21 protein-coding genes are annotated in these 22,530 nt (G+C 67.6%); 16 read left to right on the top strand and 5 right to left on the bottom strand.

The features are described from left to right. Nucleotides 1-10 precede the first annotated feature (10 nt). The 11 genes from ABC347_RS09775 to ABC347_RS09725 all read left to right on the top strand — a co-directional run bounded on the left by ABC347_RS09775 (nucleotide 11) and on the right by ABC347_RS09725 (nucleotide 13,194). On the top strand, nucleotides 11-1,207 hold the full coding sequence (locus ABC347_RS09775) for an FtsW/RodA/SpoVE family cell cycle protein (protein ID WP_413245542.1): 1,197 nt from the start codon (nucleotides 11-13) through the stop codon (nucleotides 1,205-1,207). Then, nucleotides 1,204-2,352, top strand: coding sequence for an undecaprenyldiphospho-muramoylpentapeptide beta-N-acetylglucosaminyltransferase (murG, locus tag ABC347_RS09770; RefSeq protein WP_413245541.1), 1,149 nt, complete (start codon nucleotides 1,204-1,206; stop codon nucleotides 2,350-2,352). Before ABC347_RS09775 ends, murG begins: the two co-directional genes overlap by 4 nt. A gap of 30 nt (nucleotides 2,353-2,382) precedes the next feature. After that, complete coding sequence (gene murC, locus ABC347_RS09765; protein ID WP_413245540.1) at nucleotides 2,383-3,801, top strand: UDP-N-acetylmuramate--L-alanine ligase; 1,419 nt, start codon at nucleotides 2,383-2,385, stop codon at nucleotides 3,799-3,801. Continuing rightward, nucleotides 3,798-3,998, top strand: coding sequence for a hypothetical protein (locus tag ABC347_RS09760; protein WP_413245539.1), 201 nt, complete (start codon nucleotides 3,798-3,800; stop codon nucleotides 3,996-3,998). The genes murC and ABC347_RS09760 overlap by 4 nt, the downstream gene beginning before the upstream one ends. Continuing rightward, nucleotides 3,995-4,900, top strand: coding sequence for a UDP-N-acetylmuramate dehydrogenase (gene murB, locus ABC347_RS09755; protein ID WP_413245538.1), 906 nt, complete (start codon nucleotides 3,995-3,997; stop codon nucleotides 4,898-4,900). The genes ABC347_RS09760 and murB overlap by 4 nt, the downstream gene beginning before the upstream one ends. Then, nucleotides 4,897-5,844: a D-alanine--D-alanine ligase gene (locus tag ABC347_RS09750; RefSeq protein ID WP_413245537.1), complete on the top strand. Its 948-nt coding sequence runs from the start codon at nucleotides 4,897-4,899 to the stop codon at nucleotides 5,842-5,844. The genes murB and ABC347_RS09750 overlap by 4 nt, the downstream gene beginning before the upstream one ends. Further along, a complete protein-coding gene (locus tag ABC347_RS09745; protein ID WP_413245536.1) occupies nucleotides 5,841-6,803 on the top strand; it encodes a cell division protein FtsQ/DivIB in 963 nt (320 codons plus the stop codon). Before ABC347_RS09750 ends, ABC347_RS09745 begins: the two co-directional genes overlap by 4 nt. 26 nt (nucleotides 6,804-6,829) lie before the next feature. Next, nucleotides 6,830-8,098 (top strand): cell division protein FtsA, encoded by a 1,269-nt coding sequence (ftsA, locus tag ABC347_RS09740; protein WP_413245535.1) that lies wholly within the window; start codon nucleotides 6,830-6,832, stop codon nucleotides 8,096-8,098. A gap of 106 nt (nucleotides 8,099-8,204) precedes the next feature. Next, on the top strand, nucleotides 8,205-9,722 hold the full coding sequence (ftsZ, locus tag ABC347_RS09735) for a cell division protein FtsZ (RefSeq protein ID WP_413245534.1): 1,518 nt from the start codon (nucleotides 8,205-8,207) through the stop codon (nucleotides 9,720-9,722). A 90-nt stretch (nucleotides 9,723-9,812) separates the two neighbouring features. Further along, entirely contained in the window at nucleotides 9,813-11,999 is a 2,187-nt protein-coding gene (locus ABC347_RS09730) for an SPOR domain-containing protein (RefSeq protein ID WP_413245533.1), read from the top strand. Nucleotides 12,000-12,030: 31 nt separating this feature from the next. Further along, nucleotides 12,031-13,194 carry a deoxyguanosinetriphosphate triphosphohydrolase gene (locus tag ABC347_RS09725; RefSeq protein WP_413245532.1) on the top strand — a complete coding sequence of 388 codons (1,164 nt, stop codon included), beginning with the start codon at nucleotides 12,031-12,033 and terminating at the stop codon, nucleotides 13,192-13,194. 3 nt (nucleotides 13,195-13,197) lie between these two features. Here the strand turns inward: ABC347_RS09725 and ABC347_RS09720 are convergent, their stop codons facing one another. Genes ABC347_RS09720 through ABC347_RS09710 form a run of 3 tightly spaced genes read right to left on the bottom strand, consistent with a single transcriptional unit; the run spans nucleotide 13,198 to nucleotide 15,715 of the window. Continuing rightward, entirely contained in the window at nucleotides 13,198-14,571 is a 1,374-nt protein-coding gene (locus ABC347_RS09720) for a glutamate--cysteine ligase (RefSeq protein WP_413245531.1), read from the bottom strand. Nucleotides 14,572-14,628: 57 nt separating this feature from the next. Beyond that, on the bottom strand, nucleotides 14,629-15,369 hold the full coding sequence (locus ABC347_RS09715) for a 16S rRNA (uracil(1498)-N(3))-methyltransferase (protein ID WP_413245530.1): 741 nt from the start codon (nucleotides 15,367-15,369) through the stop codon (nucleotides 14,629-14,631). Between the two features lie 40 nt (nucleotides 15,370-15,409). Next, a complete protein-coding gene (locus ABC347_RS09710) occupies nucleotides 15,410-15,715 on the bottom strand; it encodes a hypothetical protein (protein ID WP_413245529.1) in 306 nt (101 codons plus the stop codon). A 105-nt stretch (nucleotides 15,716-15,820) separates the two neighbouring features. Between ABC347_RS09710 and ubiA the strand changes: the two genes are divergently transcribed. Both ubiA and ABC347_RS09700 read left to right on the top strand, forming a co-directional pair. After that, nucleotides 15,821-16,765, top strand: coding sequence for a 4-hydroxybenzoate octaprenyltransferase (ubiA, locus tag ABC347_RS09705; RefSeq protein ID WP_413245528.1), 945 nt, complete (start codon nucleotides 15,821-15,823; stop codon nucleotides 16,763-16,765). Next, nucleotides 16,765-17,220, top strand: coding sequence for a nucleoside deaminase (locus ABC347_RS09700; protein WP_413245527.1), 456 nt, complete (start codon nucleotides 16,765-16,767; stop codon nucleotides 17,218-17,220). Before ubiA ends, ABC347_RS09700 begins: the two co-directional genes overlap by 1 nt. Before the next feature lie 100 nt (nucleotides 17,221-17,320). Here the strand turns inward: ABC347_RS09700 and ABC347_RS09695 are convergent, their stop codons facing one another. Further along, nucleotides 17,321-17,986: a YiaD family glycine zipper/OmpA-like lipoprotein gene (locus ABC347_RS09695; protein ID WP_413245526.1), complete on the bottom strand. Its 666-nt coding sequence runs from the start codon at nucleotides 17,984-17,986 to the stop codon at nucleotides 17,321-17,323. A gap of 141 nt (nucleotides 17,987-18,127) precedes the next feature. On the opposite strand from ABC347_RS09695, the gene ABC347_RS09690 reads away from it, so the two are divergent. Further along, the gene (locus ABC347_RS09690; protein ID WP_413245525.1) at nucleotides 18,128-19,453 is read left to right on the top strand and encodes a hemolysin family protein; all 1,326 of its coding nucleotides are present in this window, start codon (nucleotides 18,128-18,130) and stop codon (nucleotides 19,451-19,453) included. On the opposite strand, the gene ABC347_RS09685 is transcribed toward ABC347_RS09690, so the two are convergent. Further along, nucleotides 19,450-19,959 (bottom strand): winged helix-turn-helix transcriptional regulator, encoded by a 510-nt coding sequence (locus ABC347_RS09685; protein WP_413245524.1) that lies wholly within the window; start codon nucleotides 19,957-19,959, stop codon nucleotides 19,450-19,452. The two genes, ABC347_RS09690 and ABC347_RS09685, sit on opposite strands and share 4 nt — an antisense overlap. A gap of 117 nt (nucleotides 19,960-20,076) precedes the next feature. Between ABC347_RS09685 and ABC347_RS09680 the strand changes: the two genes are divergently transcribed. Together ABC347_RS09680 and ABC347_RS09675 are read left to right on the top strand one after the other, a co-directional pair. Next, nucleotides 20,077-20,367: a CC_3452 family protein gene (locus ABC347_RS09680; RefSeq protein ID WP_413245523.1), complete on the top strand. Its 291-nt coding sequence runs from the start codon at nucleotides 20,077-20,079 to the stop codon at nucleotides 20,365-20,367. A gap of 72 nt (nucleotides 20,368-20,439) precedes the next feature. Continuing rightward, complete coding sequence (locus tag ABC347_RS09675; protein ID WP_413245522.1) at nucleotides 20,440-22,530, top strand: RelA/SpoT family protein; 2,091 nt, start codon at nucleotides 20,440-20,442, stop codon at nucleotides 22,528-22,530.

Below are 22,530 nucleotides of genomic sequence, written 5' to 3'. Positions count from 1 at the left end.
GGCGGCGGGCATGCGGACGAAGACAGTGAAGCGGCGCAAGCCGGGCACGCCCCGGTTCGGGCGGGGCGATCGCACGCCGCTGGGCACCTGGTTCTGGGAGATCGATCGGGTGCTGCTGATGCTGGTCGCGCTGCTCGTCGCGATCGGCCTGATCGCGGTGGCGGCGGCATCGCCCGCCGCGGCAGTGCGCTATTCGGGCGGCAGCGTGCAGTTTCCGCCGCTCTATTATCTCTATCGCCAGCTGATGTGGCTGACGGTGGGCCTGCCGGTGATGCTGGCGGTCTCGATGCTGCCGAAGGATGTCGCGCGGCGGCTGGCGCTGCTGGGGGCGGGCTTCTTCACCTTCTGCCTGGCGCTCGTGCCGTTCGTGGGCGTGGAGGTGAACGGCGCGGTGCGCTGGCTGGGCGTCGGCGTGTCGCAATTCCAGCCGTCCGAATTCCTGAAGCCGATGTTCGTGGTGGCGATCGCCTGGGTGCTGTCGCTACAATCGCGCGACAAGGGATTGCCGGTATTCTGGATCACCGCCGGAATGACGGGGCTGATCGCGGTGCTGCTGATGAAGCAGCCCGATTTCGGCCAGACGGTGATCTTCCTGTCGATCTGGGTGTCGCTGCTGCTGATCTCGGGCCAGCCGATGAAGCTGCTCGTCTGGCTCGGCGCGCTGGGGCTGGCGGGGATCGTGTCCGCCTACCTGTTCTATTCGGTGGCGCGCGACCGCATCGACCGGTTCGTGATGGGCACCGGCGATACCTATCAGGTCGACATGGCCCACGACACGATCGTGAATGGCGGGCTGATCGGCACCGGGCCGGGCGGGGGCACGATGAAGTTCCGCCTGCCGGAACCGCACACAGACTACATCTTCTCCGTGATCGGCGAGGAATTCGGTCTGCTCGCCTGCCTTGCGATCGCGGCGATCTTCCTGGCGATCGTCTGCAGGGTGTTCGTGAAGCTGCTGCATCAGGAGGATGATTTCCTGCTGCTTGCCTCGGCCGGGCTGACCATCCAGTTCGGGCTGCAGGCGCTGATCAACATGGCGGTGAACGTCCACATCGTGCCGTCGAAGGGAATGACGCTGCCGTTCATCAGCTATGGCGGCTCGTCGATGATCGCGCTGTCGCTGGGGTTCGGGCTGCTGCTGGCCTTCACGCGCGCGAACCCGTATCTGACGCGTTCACCCTATGTAGTGAAATGGAGCGGGCGATGAGCGCTGACCCGGCCGGAACCCGTCACTTCGTCCTCGCCGCCGGCGGCACCGGCGGCCATATGGTGCCGGCGCACGCGCTGGCCGCCGAACTGATCCGCCGGGGCCACCGCGTCGCGCTTGTCACCGATGGGCGCGGGGCGCAGATCCCGGGCCTGTTCGAAGGCGTGCAGGTGCATGTGCTGCCGGCCGGGCGCTTCGCGGGCGGGCCGATGGGCTGGCTGCGCGCGGGCCGCAACGTGATGACCGGGCGCGAGATGGCGCTGGAGCTGTTCAAGACGTTCGATCCCTCTGCCGTGATCGGGTTCGGCGGCTACCCCGCGCTGCCGACGCTGCTCGCGGCTCTGAAGGCCGGCGTGCCGAGCGCGATCCACGAGCAGAACGCGGTGCTGGGCCGCACCAACCGGCTGTTGGCGCGCAAGGTGGATGCGATCGCCACCGCCTATCCCACCGTGCAGCGGCTGAAGCCGACGTGGCAGGGCAAGACCCATCTCGTCGGCAATCCCGTGCGCGACGTGGTCAAGGCGCTGCGCGAACAGCCGTTCCCGGCGCTGACGCCGGATGGAGTGTTCCGCGTGCTAGTGACGGGTGGCAGCCAGGGCGCATCGATCCTGTCGAGCGTGGTGCCCGATGGCCTCGCGCTGATGCCGCTCAATTTCCGCCGCCGGATGCAGGTGACGCAGCAGTGCCGGCCCGAGGACATCGAAGCCGTGCGCGCCAAATATGCCGAGCTTGGCATCCCCGCCGATCTCGCGACCTACATGCCCGACCTGCCGGATCGGCTGGGCTGGTCGCACCTGGTGATCGCGCGGGCCGGTGCGTCGACCATTGCGGAGCTGACGTGCGCGGGCCGCCCCGCCATTTTGGTGCCGCTGCCGAGTGCCACCGACGATCACCAGACCGCCAATGCGCGCGAACTGCATGACAGCGGGGGCGGGCGATCCATTCCACAGAGCCGGTTCACCGCCGTCGAACTCGCCAAGCAGATGCAGAAGCTGGCGCTGGAGCCTGGCGCGCTGCTGAACGCCGCCAAGCGCGCGCGCGGCTGTGGCCGGCCCGATGCCGCGCAGGCGCTGGCCGATCTGGTCGAGCGGCTGGGTGGCGTCGATCATGCCGCGGCGGAGGAAGCGGTGGCGGCCTATGCGTAAGCGTTCGTATCAAGCGTTGGAGTTGCGTTCATGAAGGGTGTCGCCACCGATATCGGCACGATCCATTTCATCGGCATCGGCGGTATCGGCATGTCCGGCATCGCAGAGGTGATGCATAATCTCGGCTACAAGGTGCAGGGCTCGGACGTGGCCGAGGGCTATGTGATCGAGGGGCTGCGCAAGCGCGGCATCAAGGTCGAGATCGGCCACCGCGCGAGCAATCTGGGTGAAGCCGCGGTCGTGGTGACATCGACCGCGATCAAGCGCGGTAATCCGGAAGTGGAAGCGGCCTACGAGAACCGTATTCCCGTGGTTCGCCGGGCAGAAATGCTGGCCGAACTGATGCGACTGAAATCCACCGTCGCGATCGCCGGCACGCACGGCAAGACGACGACGACGTCGATGGTCGCGGCGCTGCTGGATGCGGGCGGCATCGATCCGACCGTGATCAACGGCGGCATCATCAACAGCTATGGATCGAACGCGCGGCTGGGCGAAGGCGAGTGGATGGTCGTCGAAGCCGACGAAAGCGACGGCAGCTTCCTGCGGCTGGACGGCACGGTCGCGGTCGTCACCAACATCGATCCCGAGCATCTCGACCATTATGGCTCGTTCGACAAGGTGAAGGACAGCTTCGTCGAGTTCATCGAGAATGTGCCCTTCTACGGTGCGGCGCTGCTGTGCCTTGATCATCCGGAAGTGCAGGCGCTGATCCCGCGCGTTCGCGACCGCCGTGTCGTCACCTACGGTTTTTCGGCGCAGGCCGATGTCCGCGGGGTCAACGTGCAGCCTTACAATGGCGGCAACCGGTTCGAGGCGATCATCCGCAATCGCGACGGCACCAGTCGTTCGATCGAGGGCATCGATCTACCGATGAACGGGCGCCACAATGTCCAGAATGCGCTGGCCGCGATCGGCGTGGCGCTTGAACTGGGGATCGCCGACGATGTGATCCCGACCGGCTTCGCCAAGTTCGGCGGGGTCAAGCGCCGCTTCACGAAGGTCGGCGAAGTGGGCGGCGTGACCGTGATCGACGATTATGGCCACCACCCGGTCGAGATCCGCGCGGTACTGGCTGCGGCGCGCGAGGGGGCGGAGCACCGTGTGATCGCGGTGGTACAGCCGCACCGTTATTCTCGGCTAGGCAATCTGATGGATGATTTCCAGCAGGCGTTCAACGATGCGGATATCGTCTATGTGACGCCGGTCTATGCAGCAGGCGAGAGCCCGGTCGAAGGGGTCGATGCGGCCGCGCTGGTCACTGGCCTGAAGCATCGCGGCCACCGTTCGGCGCAGGAGATCGGCAGTGCCGACGAGCTTGCCCGCACGCTGGCTGGCACGGTGCAGCCGGGCGACATGGTGATCTGCCTGGGCGCGGGCGACATCACCAAATGGGCCGCGGGCCTTGCCGATGGCATCGGCCGCGCGCGGGAGACCGCGGCGGCATGACCGGCGATCCATTCCTGGCCTTCGTGGCATTCCAGCGCGAGGTGCTGAGCTTCCAGCAGCGCAACCTGGATCTGATGCAGCGCGCGATCGATGCGGGCGAGGATGCCGCCGAATTCCAGCGCAAGGCGCATGAAGCCGCCATGGCCGGCGCCAAGGCGTGGACGGCCTGGGTATCGCTGTGGGCCCCGAAGAAATGAGCGCGGTTGCGCCAGCATCGGACGGGGGGCTGCGCGGCACCGCGGAAGCAGGCGCGAGCCTTGCGGACTTCATCTGGTTCCGCACCGGCGGGCCGGCCGAACTGCTGGTGCGCCCTGCCGATGTCGCCGACCTGTCGGATTTCCTGCGCACGCTCGATCCGGCTGTGCCGGTGCTGCCGATCGGCGTGGGTTCGAACCTGATCGTGCGCGATGGCGGCGTACCGGGCGTGGTCGTGCGACTGCCGAAGAGCTTCGCGAAAGTCTCGATCGAACCAGGCGGTCTGGTGCGCGCGGGCGGGGCCGCCATGGGCATCTCGGTGGCGTCCGCGGCGCGCGATGCAGGGATCGCGGGCATTGAATTCCTGCGCGGTATTCCCGGCACGGTCGGCGGCGCAGTGCGGATGAATGCCGGAGCCTATGGCCGCGATGTGAGCAACATCCTGATCGAAGCGAAGCTGGTGTTGCGCGACGGCACGGTCGAGACCTGGGATGCCGCGCGCCTGGGTTACAGCTATCGCCACTCGAGCGTGCCGGCGGGCGCGGTGGTCGTCGAGGCGTTGTTCCGAGGGAGCCCCGGCGATCCTGCCGCGATCGGCGAGGAGATGGACCGCATCGCAGCCGAGCGCGAGGCCAGCCAGCCACTGCGCAGCCGGACCGGCGGATCGACCTTCAAGAATCCGGACGGTGGCAAGGCCTGGGCGCTAATCGATGCCGCCGGCTGCCGCGGCCTGCGCAACGGCGATGCGCAGGTGAGCGAGAAGCACACCAATTTCCTGCTCAACCTGGGCGGTGCTTCCTCCGCCGAGATCGAGGCGCTGGGCGAGACGGTGCGCGAACGCGTCAAGGCGACGAGCGGCGTGACCCTGGAATGGGAAATCCAGCGCGTCGGGGTGGCGAAGTGAACGCGCCGCTGCACGTCGCCGTTCTGATGGGCGGCTGGTCCTCGGAGCGAGAGGTGTCGCTGACGTCGGGCCGGGGTGTAGCCGATGCGCTGGAGAGTCTGGGCCACCGCGTCACCCGGATCGACATGGACCGCGATGTCGCTGCACGGCTGGCGGAGGCCGCTCCCGACCTGGTGTTCAACGCGCTGCACGGCGTGCCGGGCGAGGACGGGACGGTGCAGGGCATGCTCGACCTGATGGGGCTGCGCTACACGCATAGCGGCCTGGCGACATCGGTGATCGCGATCGACAAGGTGCTGACCAAGCAGGTGCTGGTGCCGCACGGTCTGCGGATGCCGACGGGCGCGATCGTGGCATCCGAAAGCCTGTACGCCGGCGATCCGATGCCGCGGCCGTTCGTGTTGAAGCCAGTCAATGAGGGATCGTCCGTCGGGGTCGCCATCGTCACCGCGGAGAGCAATTACGGCGATCCGATCGCGCGCGACAGCCTGGGTCCCTGGAACATCTTCCCGGAACTGCTCGCCGAGCCGTTCATCCGTGGTCGCGAACTGACGGTATCGGTGTTGGGCGAGCAGGCGCTGGGCGTGACCGAGCTGATCCCCAAATCCGGCTTCTATGACTATGATTCCAAATATACCGATGGCCTGACCGAGCATGTGTGCCCGGCGGACATTCCGGCCGATATCGCGCGCGCGGCCTGTTCTATGGCCGTGAAGGCGCATCTCCTGCTGGGCTGCAAGGGTACGTCGCGATCCGATTTCCGCTGGGATGACGAGCTTGGCGAGGCCGGCCTCTATCTGTTGGAAATCAATACCCAGCCGGGGATGACTCCGCTCAGCCTGGTGCCGGAGCAGGCGCGGCTGGCGGGAATGAGCTATGCCGATCTCGTCCAGCGGATCGTGGACGAGGCGATGGCCGACGATGCGGGGGAGGACCGGCGATGAGCGGGCAGGATCGCGACCAGCGCGCCAAGATCAGGCGCGGACCCGCCAACCCGCCGCGCCGCCGCGCGCAACCGCCCAAGCCACGCGCCAAGCGCGGACCTTCGACCGCATCCCAGGCGCTGGCGGCGCTGCCGCTGCCGCTGGCGAAGATGCGGCGGATCGGTAACTGGGCGCTTGTCGGCCTGCTCGGCGCTGGCGTCGTCGCCGGCGTGCTGGCGATGCAGCTGCCGCAATTGATCGGGATCGAGATCGGCGAGGCGATCGGCCGGATGGGCTTTGCGGTGCGCACCATCGAGGTGAAGGGCATCGACCGGATGGATCGCAGCGCGGTCTTCATGGTGGCGGCCGATCAGCAGAGCCGGGCGATGCCGCTGGTCAATCTGGAAGAGACCCGCGCCAAGCTGATGCGGTTCGGCTGGATTGCCGATGCCCGTGTCTCTCGCCGGTTGCCCGATACGCTGGTCATCGACATCGTCGAGCGCAAGCCATCGGCCGTCTGGCAGGATCGCGGCCGGCTGGCGCTGATCGATCAGAGCGGCCGGGTGATCGCGCCGGTCCGGCCGGAGGATCTGCCGAACCTGCCGCTGGTGATCGGCCCCGGTGCGAACCGGCAGGCGACCGCGCTGGCCGGGCTGATGGAGAATGCCCCCGCACTGAAACCGGTGCTGGCGGGCGCGACATGGGTGGGTGCCCGCCGCTGGGATATCCGCTTCCTCTCCGGCGAGACGCTGGCGCTGCCCGAGGGCGAGAAGGCGGCGATCGACGCGCTGGCCTATTTCGCGGCGCAGGATCAGAAAGTTCGGCTGCTGGGCCGCGGTTTCGTGCGCTTCGATCTGCGTGACCCGCGCCAGATGGTGGTGCGCGTGTCAAAGGAGCCGGGCCACAGCGTCGCCGCCGCAGCGGAGAAGCGCAAGGCCGAGGCGGAGGCCGCCGCCAAGGTTTCGGCCGAGAGCATTTGATGGACAGGGGGCTGGGGGGCTAGATCATGGCACAGGTGCGCAACAACGACCGGCTGTTTACCGCGGTCGACATCGGTTCATCCAAGGTCTGCGCGCTGATCGCGCAGGTCCCCGAAGGCGGCGAGATCGCGGTGCTCGGCACCGGCCAGCGCGAGAGCAAGGGCGTGCGGCGCGGCTATATCGCGGACATGGAGGCGACCGAGGCCGCGATCCGCGAGGCAGTCGAGCAGGCGGAACGGATTGCGGGCATCAATATCGAGGATGCCTGGGTCAGCTTCTCGGCTGGCGGGCTGGTGTCCGACATCGCATCGGTCGAGGTCGACCTGGGCGGGCACCGCATCGAGCAGGCCGATATCGACGAGCTGCTGGCTGCGGGCCGCAACTCGATCGATCCCGAGGGCCGGATGGTGCTGCATGCGCAGCCGACGCTGTACACGCTGGACGGGCTGCAGGGCGTGAAATCGCCACTGGGACTGCACGCCGACCGGCTGGGCGTCGACATCCATGTCGTCGCGGCCGAGCCTTCGCCGGTGCGCAATCTCGATCTTTGCGTGCGATCCGCGCATCTTGGCGTGAAGGGCATCGTCGCAGCCCCGATCGCGACCGGCATGGCCTGCCTGAGCGAGGAAGAGCGCGAATTGGGCGTGGCGCTTGTCGAGCTGGGCGCTGGCGTGACCAACGTCTCGTTGTTCGCAGGCGGTCTGCTGGTCGGGCTCGCATCGATCCCGATGGGGGCGGCCGACATCACCGACGACATCGCCTCCGCCTTCGGCACGCGCCGCGCGCAGGCCGAGCGGATGAAATGCTTCCACGGTTCGGCAACGCCGTCCCCCCGCGACAATCACGACATGATCGAGGTGGCGCCGATGTCGGGCGCGGAAGGATCGGGCGATCCGCAGCGCGTAACGCGCGCGCAGCTGATCTCGGTGATCCGCCTCAGGCTGGAACATTGGATGGGGGCGGTGGCGCAGGCGCTGAAGGAACTGGGCTTCACCGGCCCCGTCGGTCGCCAGGTCGTGCTGACCGGCGGCGGTGCGGAGCTGAAGGGTATCGCTGACTATGCGCAGGGGCTGCTCGGCCGATCGGTTCGCGTTGGCCGGCCGCGCGGGCTATCCGGCCTGCCCGACGCCCATTCGGGACCGGCCTTCGCGACCCTCGCCGGGCTGGTCCAATATGCATCGTCGAACCCGATCGATCTGCGGCAGTTGCCATCGCCGACCACGACGTTCGTGCACCGCCCGACGGCATCCAACATGATCCAGAGGCTGATCGCCGCAATGAAGGGCAGTTACTGAAATATTTGTGGTTAAGATTAACTTTTCGCGTGCGTAGCCGAATCCCCTCTGGCAGATTCAACGAATGGGGCATCCGCGGCGGGCGGGACACTAGGGAGCGAGTTTCATGACGATCGAATTCATGCGGCCGGAAGTCGACGAGCTGAAACCCCGGATCAGCGTGATCGGCGTCGGCGGTGCTGGTGGCAATGCCATCGGCAACATGATTCGATCCGAGGTCCAGGGGGTGGATTTCGTGGTCTGCAACACCGACGCGCAGGCGCTGAACGCGTCCGCGGCGGAACGGCGGATCCAGCTGGGCCTGAAGATCACCCAGGGCCTGGGTGCAGGTTCCCGTCCGGAAATCGGTCGCGCCGCTGCCGAAGAGACGCTCGACCAGGTCGAAAAGGCGCTCGACGGCGCGCATATGTGCTTCATCGCGGCCGGCATGGGCGGCGGCACCGGCACCGGCGCGGCCCCCGTGATCGCCAAGGCGGCGCGTGACCGCGGCATCCTGACCGTAGGCGTCGTCACCAAGCCGTTCAGCTTCGAGGGCAACCGCCGGATGAAGTCCGCCGAGGCGGGCATCGAGGAGCTGCAGAAGCATGTCGATACGCTGATCGTCATCCCCAACCAGAACCTGTTCCTGATCGCCAACCCGAACACCACCTTCAAGGAGGCCTTCCAGATGGCCGACGAGGTGCTGCAGCAGGGCGTGCGCGGGATCACCGACCTGATGGTGATGCCCGGCCTGATCAATCTCGACTTCGCCGACGTGCGCTCGGTGATGAGCGAGATGGGCAAGGCGATGATGGGCACTGGCGAGGCATCGGGCGACAATCGCGCGATCGAGGCGGCCGAGAAGGCGATCGCCAACCCGCTGCTCGATGGCGTGAGCATGAAGGGCGCCAAGGGTGTGATCGTCTCGATCACCGGCGGCGAGGATATGCGCCTGATGGAAGTCGACGAGGCGGCCAATCACATCAAGGAGCTGGTCGATCCCGACGCCAACATCATCTGGGGATCGGCGTTCAACAACGATCTGGAAGGCAAGATCCGGGTATCGGTGGTGGCGACGGGTATCGAGGCCGACGCCGGCCAGATGGCCGAGCCTGCCAAGCTCTTCACCTTCCCCGGCGCACGCGCGCCGCGGATGGAAGCGCCCGCTCCCGCGCCGCAGCCGACCGCGATGGTGACGGCCCCGGCGCCGGCCCCCGCCGCGTCGGAAGTGCCGATCGCGGCTGCCACCCCGGCGACCGCAGAACTGGATATCGCCCAGTCCACCGCCCCCGCTGCCAAGCCGGCGGCCGAACTCAGCCTGACCCCGCCGACCGTCGAGGCTGAAGGGGACGAGCTGCTGCTCGGTGCGGAGACGATCCTGACGACGCCGGTGCCCGGCAATCCGGTGCCGCCGGTGGCGGACGCCGATCCGTCGGGCAATCGCCGCTGGGCGGCCGAGGAACCGGCTGCCGCCCCCGCCACTGCCGATCCCGCGTTGTCGCGTGCCGGCGGCACATTGTTCGAGCGGATGTCGAACATCGCGCGCGGCGCCGCCAAGGCGCAGGTCGATGATGCGCCTGCGCCCGGCCGCGCGCGCGACCCGCTCGATATCCCGCGCTTCCTCAATCGCCAGAACAATCAGTAAGCGGCTGATCGTCGATCGCGCACGCCCTGGCGACGTGCGCGGTCGGCCTGCTTGCGACTCCGTGAGGGTCGGCCCGATATCTCGGCCATCATGAAAACCCGCCTGTTCGCTCCGCTGATGCTGGTGCTGCTGTCGACCGCGCCCATGCCCGCGCTGGCGCAGAGTGACGCACCGCTCACTTTCCAGCCTGCCAATCCGGACGATCCGGTCGAAGCGCTCAGCCGCTATCTGCGGTTGCTGTCGTCCAACCCGCGCAGCCTGGAGGCGCTGACCGGCGCGGGCCAGGCGGCGCTGCAGGTGGGGGATGCCAATGCCGCGGTCGGCTTTTACGCGCGTGCACAGGAAGTGGCCCCGCGAAACGGCCGGGTGAAGGCGGGGCTGGGGGCGGCGCTCGTGCAGATGGAGCAGCCGCGCGAGGCCCTGAAGCTGTTCGACCAGGCAGTCGATCTTGGCGTGCCTGAGGCGGATATCGCGGCAGACCGCGGGCTGGCGCACGACCTGCGTGGCGAGAACCGCAGGGCGCTGGCGGATTACCAGTTGGCGCTGCGCGGCCGGCCCGACGACGAAACCGTGCGGCGGATGGCGCTGTGCATGGCGATCCTGGGTGACAAGGCCGGTGCGCTGGCAGCGCTGGATCCGCTGCTGCGCAAGCAGGACAAGCCGGCGTGGCGCGCGCGCACCTTCGTGCTGGCGCTGACCGGTGACGGCCCCGGCGCGCGCGAGGGGATCGCCCAACTGCTGCCGCGCCCGCAGGCGGAAGCGATGGCGCCGTTCCTGACCCGGCTGACCATGCTGAAGTCGCGCGACAAGGCACTGGCCGTGCATTTCGGCCGCTTTCCCTCCGATGGCCGGCCGACGCGTGACGACACCCAGCTTGCCGACGCATCTTCCAGCAATGTGGCGGGCACCGCCGACACACCACTGATACCGAGCGGCGCGCCACTGGGAGCAGTCGCCACCGCATCCGGGTTTTCCGATCGCTTCGCCACCGGCAGCGCCGATCCGGCGGCAAAAGCCTCGCGCAGACGGCCGGGTCGCGAGACGCTGGTGCTGAGGACCGACGCTGCGCGGGCTGGTCGCTCGTCGCCGCAGACCAGTCCGGCCGCATCGACGGTGCAGTCGCCGTCGCAGTCGCAGGCGGAGCGGACGGCCGTCCGCAGCCCGACCCCGGCCCCGCCGAGCGCGGAGGTCGCCGCCCTCGCCAGGGCGCTGGCCCCGACGCCTGCGCCGACCGCCGCGCCGACACCCACGCCGCCGGTGCAGATCGCTGCCGCCACGCCTGTGCCAGCCTCTTCCGCGGACGGTCAGCCGCTGCGCGCCGCAACCGCCGCGCCGCCCGCCGGCGAGCCTGCCACCCCGGCGACAGCGCCGGCACAGGCATTCGTCGGCTCGACCGCGCCCGGCTTCGACCTGGCAGTGCTCGGTAGCCCCGCGCGTACCGATGTTCCGATCGACTCGACTCCCGCAGCCTCGGTGCCGCCTGCCGTCGCGCCCACGGCGCAGGCTGTGGGTAGCCCCGCCGTGACGACCCCAGCGGTAACGGCGCCCAAACCGGTCGCGGGCGAAAGACTGGCACTTGCAACCGATGCCGCTGGCAGTGTGGCCAAGGATCGCACCACGCCTGCAGCGATCAGCGCTTCGCGCCCGCGTGGGGCAGACCAGCCGAAGGATACCAAGGCTGCCTCGACACCCGTCAAGCTGGCGCTTGTCAAGGCCGGGGATGGCAAGGTGGATGCCACCCAACCGGTCAAGCCCAAGGCTGATGCCAAGGCGAAGGATGGCGCCTCGGCGCGCATGAAGAAGGACGCTTCGGCAACCGGCGAGACCGCGAAGGACGCCGGGAAGAAGGGTATCGCCAAGAAGGACGCCACGGCCAAGGGGGTCGCGACCAAGGAAGCCAGTGCAAAGGAATCGAAGACCAAGGACGTCAAGGGCAAGGATGCCGCGGGTAAGGATGCCAAGGGCAAGGACGCCAAGGCAGCAACGGCGACTGCTTCGCGCAAGGCGCCCGAACGGCATTGGGTGCAGGTGGCAGGCGGCGCCAACAAATCGACGCTGCCGAAGGCCTGGGCCGGCCTGAAGGCCAAATATCCGAAGGAACTGGCAGGCAAATCGCCCTGGACGACGCCGCTGCGCTTCACCAACCGTCTGTTGGTTGGCCCGTTCAAGTCAGCCGGCGAGGCCCAGGCGTTCGTCAACAGTACGGCGAAGTCGGGTTGGACGACCTTCACCTTCACCAGCCCGGCCGGCCAGGATGTGGAGAAGCTCGCGCTTTGACAGGAGCAACGCGAGCCGCCATCCCGCGGCGATGCCGCTAGCCCCCTATGCCGCCGACCCTGCGCACAGTCGCGGGCGCGCCCATGACGAAGCCAGTGGCGAGACACGCGGCCCGCGCGACGATTATCAGCGCGACCGCGATCGCATCATCCATTCGATCGCGTTCCGGCGGCTGCGCCACAAGACCCAGGTGTTCGTGGCGCCCGACGGCGATCATTTCCGCGTCCGGCTGACGCACAGCTTGGAAGTGGCGCAGATCGGCCGCACGATCGCGCGTGCGCTGGGCCTGAACGAGGATCTGACCGAGGCGCTTTGCCTGGCGCACGATATCGGCCACCCGCCGTTCGGCCATGCCGGCGAGGAAGCGTTGCGCGCGGCGACGGCCGATGCCGGCGGGTTCGACCATAACGAACATGTGCTGCGCACGCTGGTCGCGCTGGAATGTCCCTATCCCGGCTGGCCTGGCCTGAACCTGACCTGGGAAATGCTGGAGGGGCTGGCCAAGCATAACGGGCCGGTGGCGGCGCCGGGCTGGGCGCTGGCCGAGATCGATTCGCGCTATCCGCTGGATCTGGCAAGCCATGCCGGGCTCGAGGCGCAGGTGGCGGCGCTGGCGGACGATATCGCCTATGACAATCACGACATCGATGACGGTCTGCGCGCCGGGCTGATCACGCTGGACGAAATGATCGCCGAACCGCATGTCGCGATCGGGTGGGATCGGGTGCGTGCCCGCTTCCCGCATCATCCCGCCGCCGATCTGGCGCGCGAGCTGGTGCGCGATCAGATCGGCCGGATGGTGAACGACCTGCTGGTCGAGACACGCGCGCGGATCGCGGGTTCGGGGGTGGAGACGATCGCAGACGTGCGCGCGCAGACCGACCCGCTGGTCGGCTTCTCACCGGCGATGGCCACCGGCGAACGCGCCTTCAAGCGCTTCATGTATGCACGGCTTTACCATCACCCGCACCAGAAGCTGGTGGCGGATCAGGCGCGCAGCATCGTGGCGGCGCTGGCGGCGGCCTATCGCGCCGAGCCCACGCTGATGCCGGACGATTGGTTCGCCCGGCTGCCGGAGGATGAACCGGCGCGGACGCGGCACATTGCCGATTTCATCGCCGGGATGACGGATCGCTACGCGATCGCCCGCCACCGCGAGATCATCGGCCCGGTCGCGCTGCCTGACGGGTTCTGACCCTCAGTAGCTCATCTCGCCATAGACGCGGCTGACATCGCCCTGCCAGTCGCCATGATAGCGATCGAGCAGCCGTTCGGCCGGCGTCTTGCCGCTGGCGACGATCTCGCGCAGCGGATCGAGGAAGCCCTGTTCGCTGTCGCCGGCGCCATTGAAGCGCGCACGCGCCTTCAGCCCGGCATCGGCGATCTCGAGGATCTCGCGGCCGAGCTGCTGGAAGGTGCGCCCGCGGGGTCCGCGCGCTGCCAGCCCGATCTGCGGTACTTCGTCGCGGATGCGCTGGTGATCGGCGATCGTCCAGTGCTTCACCTCGTCCCATGCGGCATCGAGCGCGCCCTGATCATAGAGCAGGCCGACCCAGAAGGCGGGCAGCGCGCAGATCCGGTTCCAGGGGCCGCCATCGGCGCCGCGCATCTCGAGGAAGCTCTTCAGCCGCACTTCCGGAAAGGCGGTGGAGAGATGATCGGTCCAGTCGGCCTGGGTGGGCTTCTCGCCCGGCAGCACCGAGAGCTCGCCCTTCAGAAAATCGCGGAAGCTGAGGCCGGCCGCGTCGATATAGCCGCCATTGCGGAAGGCGAAATACATCGGCACGTCGAGCATGTAATCGGCATAGCGCTCGTAGCCGAAGCCATCCTCGAACACGAACGGCAGCATGCCGGTGCGGTGCGGGTCGGTATCGGTCCAGATGTGCGAGCGGTACGAGAGATAGCCGTTGGGCTTGCCCTGCAGGAACGGTGAGTTGGCGAACAGCGCGGTGGCCAGCGGCTGCAGCGCCAGGCTGACCCGGAATTTCTTCACCATGTCCGCCTCGCTCGAATAGTCGAGATTGGTCTGGATGGTGCAGGTGCGCAGCATCATGTCGAGCCCCATCGTGCCCACGCGCGGCATGTGGCGCAGCATGATGGCGTAGCGGCCCTTGGGCATGATCGGCAGCTCTTCGCGGGTCTTGTCCGGCCACATGCCGAGGCCGAGGAAGCCCAGGCCGAGGCGATCGCCAACCGCCTTGACCTGTTCGAGATGACGGCCGGTTTCGGCACATGTCTGGTGGAGATTGTCGAGCGGCGCGCCCGACAGTTCGAGCTGGCCGGCCGGTTCGAGGCTGACATTGCCGTCAGGCCCGGAGAGCGCGATGATGTTATCACCCTCATAGACCGGCTCCCAGCCATATTTGGTCAGGCCAATCAGCAGCGCATGGATGCCGCCGCGTTCCTCGTAGGATGGCGCGCGGTGGCCATCCTTGAAGTAGACGAACTTTTCGTGCTCGGTGCCAATGCGCCAGCGGTCCTTGGGCTTCTCGCCCTTGGCGAAGACCTGCAGCAGATCCTCGCGTGTCTCGATGCGGGGATCGTCCCCTTCGCCGGCGGTACGGGTGCTCATCCACGCGCCTCTAGCGATGGCGCCGGACGGGGGAAAGCGCAGAAAAACTTGAGGTGGCTAGCCTCTCCAGTCTCCGGCCGCCGCCATCCACAGGCTGACGGCTGCCGCCATCGCGGTATCCGCGCGCAGGATCCGCGGGCCGAGCGAAACCGGCACCGCCGCGGGCAGCGCGCGGATGGCGGCGCGCTCTTCGTCCGTGAAGCCGCCTTCGGGGCCGATCAGGATCGCGGCGGCGCCGGGGCGGGCGACGCTGGCAAGCGGCGCGCCACCCGCTTCGTCGGCGAAGATCAAGGCGCGGTCGGCCGGCCAGTCCCGCAGCACGGCATCCAGCTTGCTCGGCTCGTCCAGCATCGGCAGCGCGGTACGGCCGCATTGCTCGGCCGCCTCGATTATGTGAGCGCGCAGCCTCTCGAGGTTCAACCGGTCCACGATCGTACGGCGGGTGATGACCGGCCGGATCCGCGCGACGCCCAGTTCGCAGGCCTTTTCAACCAGCCAGTCGATCCGCCCCTTCTTGATCGGCGCTGCCAGCAGCCAGAGGTCCGGCACCGATTCGCGCGGCGCCAGGTGACGGCTAACGGCCAGCGTCACGCGCTTGCGCCCGGGATCGACGATCTCGGCCAGCCATTCCCCGCTGGCATCGTCGAACAGCTTCACCTGATCGCCCGGCTTCAGCCGCAGCACTGCTGACAGATAATTCGCAGCCGCACCGTCGAGTGTCAGCGGCCCCTCGACCAGCGGCTGATCGACGAACAGGCGGGGCAGGGTGTTCGGTGGCCAGGCGGGGGTGGCAGGCATGACCGCGCCTAGCATGCGGCCGGGTGTCGGCAAATCCCGATCAGGCCGCGGTCGTTGGCCCCGCGAACAGCGTAGCCAGTTCCTGCGCATCGAGCGGGGCCAGGAATTCGCAGCCCGTCAGCCCCTCGCGCGACCAGGCGACGCGGGCATGGCGCGATGGGCCGCCCGGCAGACCGATCTTCAGCAGCGTGCCGATCGGCAGATCCACTGCCATCCGCGCGCGTACACCGATCGACGAAGCGTCGATCAGATCGATGCCCAGCGCCAGCCGGGCGCTGCCCTTGGCGTTGATCGCCAGGCGCTCCTCCCGGCGGGCATCCTTGTTGGTTCTCGCGGCATTCGGCATGGCGTCTCACCCTTCGGTGCCGACTATGAAGCGGCGTGGTAAACAGCCCGTTAAGCAGGCGGGCTGCCGCTTTCCTCCCGGTGGCGTTTCTGCGAAAGCCGGCTGATGCCCGATAGCCGCCCGAGCCCCCCGATCGGCGTTCCCGACAGCGAACGGCGTGGACTGCTGGCGCGATTGCCGGCCGCCGTCCGCCCCTATTGGGCGCTCGCCCGGTTCGACCGGCCGATCGGTGCGTGGCTGCTGTTCTGGCCGGGGGCCTGGGCGATCGCATTGGCGGGCCAGGCGATCGCGCGCTGGGATCTGATCCTCTGGTTCGCGCTCGGTGCGATCGCGATGCGGTCGGCGGGATGCGTGTACAACGACATCGTTGATCGCGATCTGGATGCGCGGGTAGCGCGCACGAGGGATCGGCCGCTGGCATCGGGCGCGGTCTCCTTGAAGGCGGCCTGGATCTGGCTGATCGTGCTGTGCCTGATCGGGTTCGTCGTGCTGATCGCGCTCGGCGACCTTACCGCGCAACTCGTCGCGCTGGCCAGCCTTGCGCTCGTTGCCGCCTATCCGTTCATGAAGCGGATCACCTGGTGGCCGCAGGCTTGGCTGGGCCTAGTCTTCTCCTGGGCCGCGCCGGTCGGCTGGGCGGCGGCGGGTGCGCCGGGCGGGTGGGCGGCGGGGTTGCTGCTCTACACGGGGTCGGTCGCCTGGGTGATCGGTTACGACACGATCTATGCGCTGCAGGATATCGAGGATGATGCACTGGCGGGGGTGAAGTCGTCCGCGCTCCGGCTGGGCCGGCATGCGCGGGCCGGCGTCGCAGTCTTCTATCTGCTAGCACTCGTGCTGTGGGCGGCGGCGTTCTGGCAGGTGCGTCCGCAGCTCCTGGCGCTGGTGGCGCTGCTGCCTGTGGCGATCCACTTCGGCTGGCAGGTGACCATGCTGAAAACCGGCGATCCGGCCGATGCGCTCGCCCGCTTCCGCGCCAACCGCTTCGCCGGACTGCTGATGGCGCTGGCCTGCTTCACCGTCGGCACCACGACTGCGCTGGGCGGCTGATGGCGTTTCCGCTGCCGGCGCCGATGCGCCTCGCGCTAAATCTGGCGCGCGATGCCGCGGCAGCGGGCGAGGTGCCGGTCGGCGCGGTGGTGACCGGACCGGATGGAGCGTTGATCGCGACATCCGCCAATGCGATGCGGACGGAGAACGACCCGACCGCGCATGCCGAGATCGTGGCGATCCGCGCAGCCGCGCTGGCGCTGTCGTCATCGCGGCTCGACGATTGTGCGCTCTGGGTCACGCTAGAGCCGTGCGCGATGTGCGCGGGGGCGATCGCGCAGGCCCGGATCGCGACGCTTTATTTCGCAGCCGAAGACCCGAAGGGCGGGGCGGTGGCGCATGGGCCGCGGCTGTTCGGCCAGCCGACCTGCCACCACCGTCCGGACGTTTTCAGCGGCATCGGCGAGGCGGAAGCCGCCACGCTGCTCCGCGACTTCTTCCAAGCCCGCCGCTGATCCATCGTCGTCATCCGACGAAAGTGGAACCCAGAGCCACAAGCGGCGTCGCCGGTGGCTCTGGACCCCGGCGTTCGCCGGGGTGACGGGACGTCGCCGATCAGCCTTCGTCGCGGATCGGCACCAGCTTGATCTCGACCCGGCGGTTCTCCTGTCGGCCGTCGGGCGTATCGTTGCTGGCGACCGGCTGGCTCGAGCCAAAGCCCTGCGTACCGATGCGCGCCGATTTCACACCGCGCATCGCAAGATAATCGCCGACCGAGCGCGCACGGTTCTGCGATAGCGGGATGTTGATCTGGTCGTTTCCGGTCGAATCGGTGTGACCATAGACGTCGACGAAGGTCTGGTCATATTCGTTCAGCGTCTGCGCGACCTTGTCGAGCGTGGCACGGAACTGCGGCTGGATCGCATAGCTGTTGGTGTCGAACGTCACGCCCGACGGGATGTTGAGCAGGATGTCGTCACCCTGGCGGATGACCTCGACGTCGGTGCCGGCGGTCCGCTCGCGCAGTTCGCGCTCCTGCCGATCCATATAGCCGCCGATCGCGCCGCCGGCGATCGCGCCGATGCCTGCGCCCACGATCTTTTCGGTACGATCCCGGCGTCCGCCGACGATGTCGCCCGCCAGATAGCCGCCGAGCGCGCCGACGCCGGCGCCGATCGCCGCCTTGGAAATGGTGCGCTCGCCCGTCACCGGATCGGTGGTGCAAGCCGCGACCGAGGCGAGCAGCGCGGCCGCGCCGCCGATCTTGAGCATCTTTTTCATGCTGGAACTTCCCTTCTGATCGACCCTGACTATGGACCCGGTGAACCGCCCTTCGGTCGAACTGTTCCGTATCCGTGTTGACTGGCGAATGACGGCGACGGTTGTGGATCGTGGTGAAACCGTACAAAGACGGATCGCGCCATGCCCGCGACGCTCTCCCCCTTCCCGTGGATCGACTGCCTGATCATCTTGGCGCTGATCGCGCTAAATGGCGTGTTCGCGATGTCCGAACTGGCGATCGTCTCCGCGCGCAAGCCGCGGCTGGAAGCGATGGCACGTGCCGGCAAGAGCGGCGCGCGCGCGGCGATCGCGCTTGCCAACGATCCCGGCAAGTTTCTGTCCACGGTGCAGGTGGGCATCACGCTGATCGGCATCCTCGCGGGCGCCTATTCGGGCGCCAGCCTGGGCGGGCCGGTCGGCGATCGGCTGGTGATGCTGGGTCTTCCCGCCTCAAGTGCGGAAGAAGTCGGGTTCGGCCTCGTCATCCTGCTTACCACCTATGTGCAGGTGATCGCCGGCGAGCTGGTACCCAAGCAGTTCGCGCTGCGCGATCCGGAACCGATCGCGTCGATCGTGGCGTTGCCGATGCTGTGGCTGTCGCGGATCGCAGCGCCGGTGATCTGGGTGCTCGACCGCACCAGCGCCGGCATCTTCCGCGTCATGGGCCTCGATCGCGAATCGGAAACGCATGTCACTGCGGAGGAACTGCACCTGATCGTCGCTGAGGCGTCGAGCGCAGGTGTGATCGAGGAAAGCGAACGGGCGATCATCTCCGGCGTGGTGCGGTTGGCGGATCGGCCGGTACGCGAAGTGATGACCCCGCGGACCGAAGTGGAATGGATCGACGCGTCCGCCGATCCCGCCACGCTGCGCGCGCGAATGGCGGCGATGCCGCACAGTCGGATGCCGGTGGCCAACGGATCGGTCGACGACATCATCGGCGTGATCCAGGCGCGCGATGTGGTGACCGCATTGATCGATGGGCGGCCGCTCGACCTGGCGGCGCTGATGCGGACCGCTCCCGTGCTGCCCGATCAGATGGATGCGATGGACGCGCTGGGCGCGCTCAGGGCAGCGGATGTGCCGCTGGCGCTGGTCCATGACGAATATGGTCATTTCGAAGGGCTGGTCGCCCCGGCCGATCTGCTGGCGGCGATCGCCGGCGAATTCGCGTCGGACGTCGGCGACGAGCATGATCCGCCACTGGTGGAGCGCGAGGATGGCAGCTTCCTGGTCTCCGGCTGGCTGGCCGCCGACACACTGGCGGATCGGCTCGGGATCGACCTGCCGGAAGACCGCGATTTCGCAACCGTGGCAGGCCTGGCGCTCTCGGTCTTGAAGAAGCTGCCAACCACCGGTGAGCGGTTCCGCTACGAGAATTGGCGGTTCGAGGTGGTCGACATGGACGGCCGGAAGATCGACAAGCTGCTGGCTTGGTGCGATCCGATGGCGCGGAATTGGGACTAGCCTTCGGCAGGAACCTTGCGTTCCCCTGGCTCCTTGTCTTCGTGCCCATCGAGCCGGGCCCGGTCGCGCCAGCGCAGATCGTGGAGATCGAGCGGGCGGCCATCGGCGGCGCGCACGCGGATTTCGGCGACCGGCTGCATGTCGCGCGCATCGACAAGCACTGGATTGGCAGGACCGCTGCTGCCCCAGCGCTCACCCCATTGGCGCAAGGCGATCAGCGTCGGCAGCAGCGCCTCGCCCTTGTCGGTCAGGCGATAGACGACGCGGCGGCGGTCGTCGGTACAGGGCACCCTTTCCATGATGCCGTTCTCGGTCAGCTTGTGGAGCCGGCTTGCTAGGATGTTGCGAGCGATACCGAGCGTGGACTGGAACTGCTCGAAATGGCTGAGCCCGTTGAACGCGCCGCGCAGGATCAGGAACGACCAGCGCTCGCCGATCGCCTCCACCGCTTCCGGCAGGCTGCAATTCAGCGCGGCGCGCTTCAGGGGATCGGAAACCGGGATCACGGGGGGATGCTATTCCTTTCGATGCAACGATGCAAAAGCGCAGGTCGATAAAAGTTGCAGAACGCAACTTAGTGAGATAAGTTTTCGATCGCAACCAATCTTTGGGAGTTGATCGTCATGGTCCGTTTCATCCTTCCGGTCCTGGCCGCTGCGGTCGCGACACCCGCCGTCGCAGCTCCGATGTACCGGGTCGCGCTGGCGGCGCCGACGGTAAACCGTCAGGTCGTGCGCGATCTGATTTGGTCATGTTCGGGCGAAGCCTGCGTGGCCCCGCTCAACGGCACCACCTCCGATGCTAATGTCTGTCGGGCGGTGGCGCGCAAGCTGGGGCGGGTGACCGCGTTCAGCGCCGATGCGCGCAGCTTCGGCGCGGACGAACTCGAAAAGTGCAACACCGCCGCGCAGTGATGGCGGCCTGCGGGCAGGGCCGTCGGTTGCTTTTCCTTGCATCGCGGCCCCGGCTCGCCACATCATCGGCGCGTGCTGAGACAATATGAACTTGTCGATCGGGTGCTGAGCTACGATCCGACCGCCGACGAGGCGCTGATCAATCGCGCCTACGTCTTCTCGATGCAGGCACATGGCAGCCAGAAGCGGGCGTCTGGTGATCCCTATTTCAGCCACCCGATCGAAGTCGCCGGCATCCTGACCGATCTGCGGCTGGACGACGAGACGATCGCGACCGCAATCCTGCACGACACGATCGAGGATACCGTCGCTACGCCCGAGCAGATCGAGCGGATGTTCGGCAGCAGCGTTGCGCGCCTGGTCGACGGGGTCACCAAGCTATCGAAGATCGAAGCGCAGACCGAGAATGAGCGCGCCGCCGAGAACCTGCGCAAGTTTCTGCTGGCGATGTCGGACGATATCCGCGTGCTGCTGGTCAAGCTGGCGGATCGGCTGCACAACATGCGCACGCTCCACCACATCAAGTCCGAAGAGAAGCGCCGCCGCATCGCGCGCGAGACGATGGATATCTACGCCCCGTTGGCCGAGCGGATCGGCATGTACGAGTTCATGAAGGAGATGCAGAGCCTGGCGTTCCGCGAGCTCGAGCCCGAGGCCTTCGAGTCGATCTCGCGCCGACTGGAGCAGCTCCATGCCGGCGAAGGCGATCATATCGCGCGCATCTCCGCCGGGGTCCGCGCGCTGCTGGCCCGGCGCGGGGTCGAGGCCGAGGTACTGGGCCGCGAGAAGCATCCCTATTCGATCTGGCGCAAGATGGCCGAGCGCCACATCAGCTTCGAGCAGCTATCCGACATCATGGCGTTCCGCGTGATCGTGCCCGATACCGAACAGTGCTACCGGGCGCTGGGCATCATCCACGAGCGCTGGCCGATGGTGCCCAACCGCTTCAAGGATTATATCTCGACGCCGAAGCGCAATGGCTATCGATCGCTGCATACCTCGGTGATTCACAACGAGACCGCGCGGATCGAAATCCAGATCCGCAGCCGCGAGATGCATGCCCAGGCAGAATTCGGGCTGGCCGCGCACTGGGCGTACAAGCAGAGCCAGCCCCGTCCCGACACGCAGGTCAGCTGGATCCGCGATCTGGTCGAGATCCTTGATCATGCGGACAGTCCGGAGGAGATTCTCGAGCACACGCGCATGGCGATGTATCAGGATCGCATTTTCGCCTTCACCCCGACCGGCGAGCTGATCCAGCTGCCCAAGGGCGCGACCGCAGTCGATTTCGCCTATGCGGTCCACACCGATCTCGGCGACCAGACGGTGGGCGCGAAAGTGAACGGCCGGGTGGTGCCGCTGCGCAGCGCGATCGAGAATGGCGATCAGGTTCAGATCCTGCGATCTAAGAACCAGGAGCCGGAACCGGGCTGGCTGAACTTCGTGACGACCGGCAAGGCGCGCGCTGCGATCCGCCGCTTCGTGCGCCACAAGGAACGCGACGAGACGATCGCGCTGGGCCGCAAATTCTATGACGAGATCGTGCGCCGGCTGCCGGCCCAGCTTGGCCAGGAAGCGCTGGGCAACGCGCTGAAGCGGCTCAACCTTCCCGATGCCGATACGCTGATGCAGGCGATCGCCAAGCGCCAGCTGACCGACGAGCAGGTGATGGAAGCGCTGATGCCCGGGGCCGGCGGCGCCGATGTCGCGCTGCCGGTGCCGCCGCAGCGCGAGGCGATCTCGATCAAGGGATTGACGCCCGGGGTCGCGTTCAAGCTCGCCACCTGCTGCAGCCCGGTGCCCGGCGATCGTATCGTCGGCCTGCGCCGACCGGACGAGGCGGTGGAGGTGCATTCGATCGAATGCCCCGAGCTGGCCGACGGCGTCGATGCGGATTGGGTGGATCTGGGCTGGGGCGACAAGGCCGATGGCGGCGTCGCGCGGCTGTCCGTGATCGTGCGCAACGAGCCCGGATCACTGGGCGTGATGGCGACGATCCTGGGCCAGCAGCAGGCCAATATCGTCAACCTCGCGCTCTATCACCGCGATGCCAGCTTCCACACAAATCACGTGATGATCGAGGTGCGCGATCGCGCGCATATCGAGCGGATTCTGGCTGCGCTGCGCGCCGCCGACGCGATCGCCAATGCGGAGCGGATGTAG

The sequence above is a fragment of the Sphingomonas canaveralia genome (assembly GCF_047238125.1).
Taxonomy (GTDB): Bacteria; Pseudomonadota; Alphaproteobacteria; order Sphingomonadales; family Sphingomonadaceae; genus JBDFMH01.
Note: the sequence above shows the minus strand (reverse complement) of the source record. Positions and strands in the feature narration are given on the sequence as shown.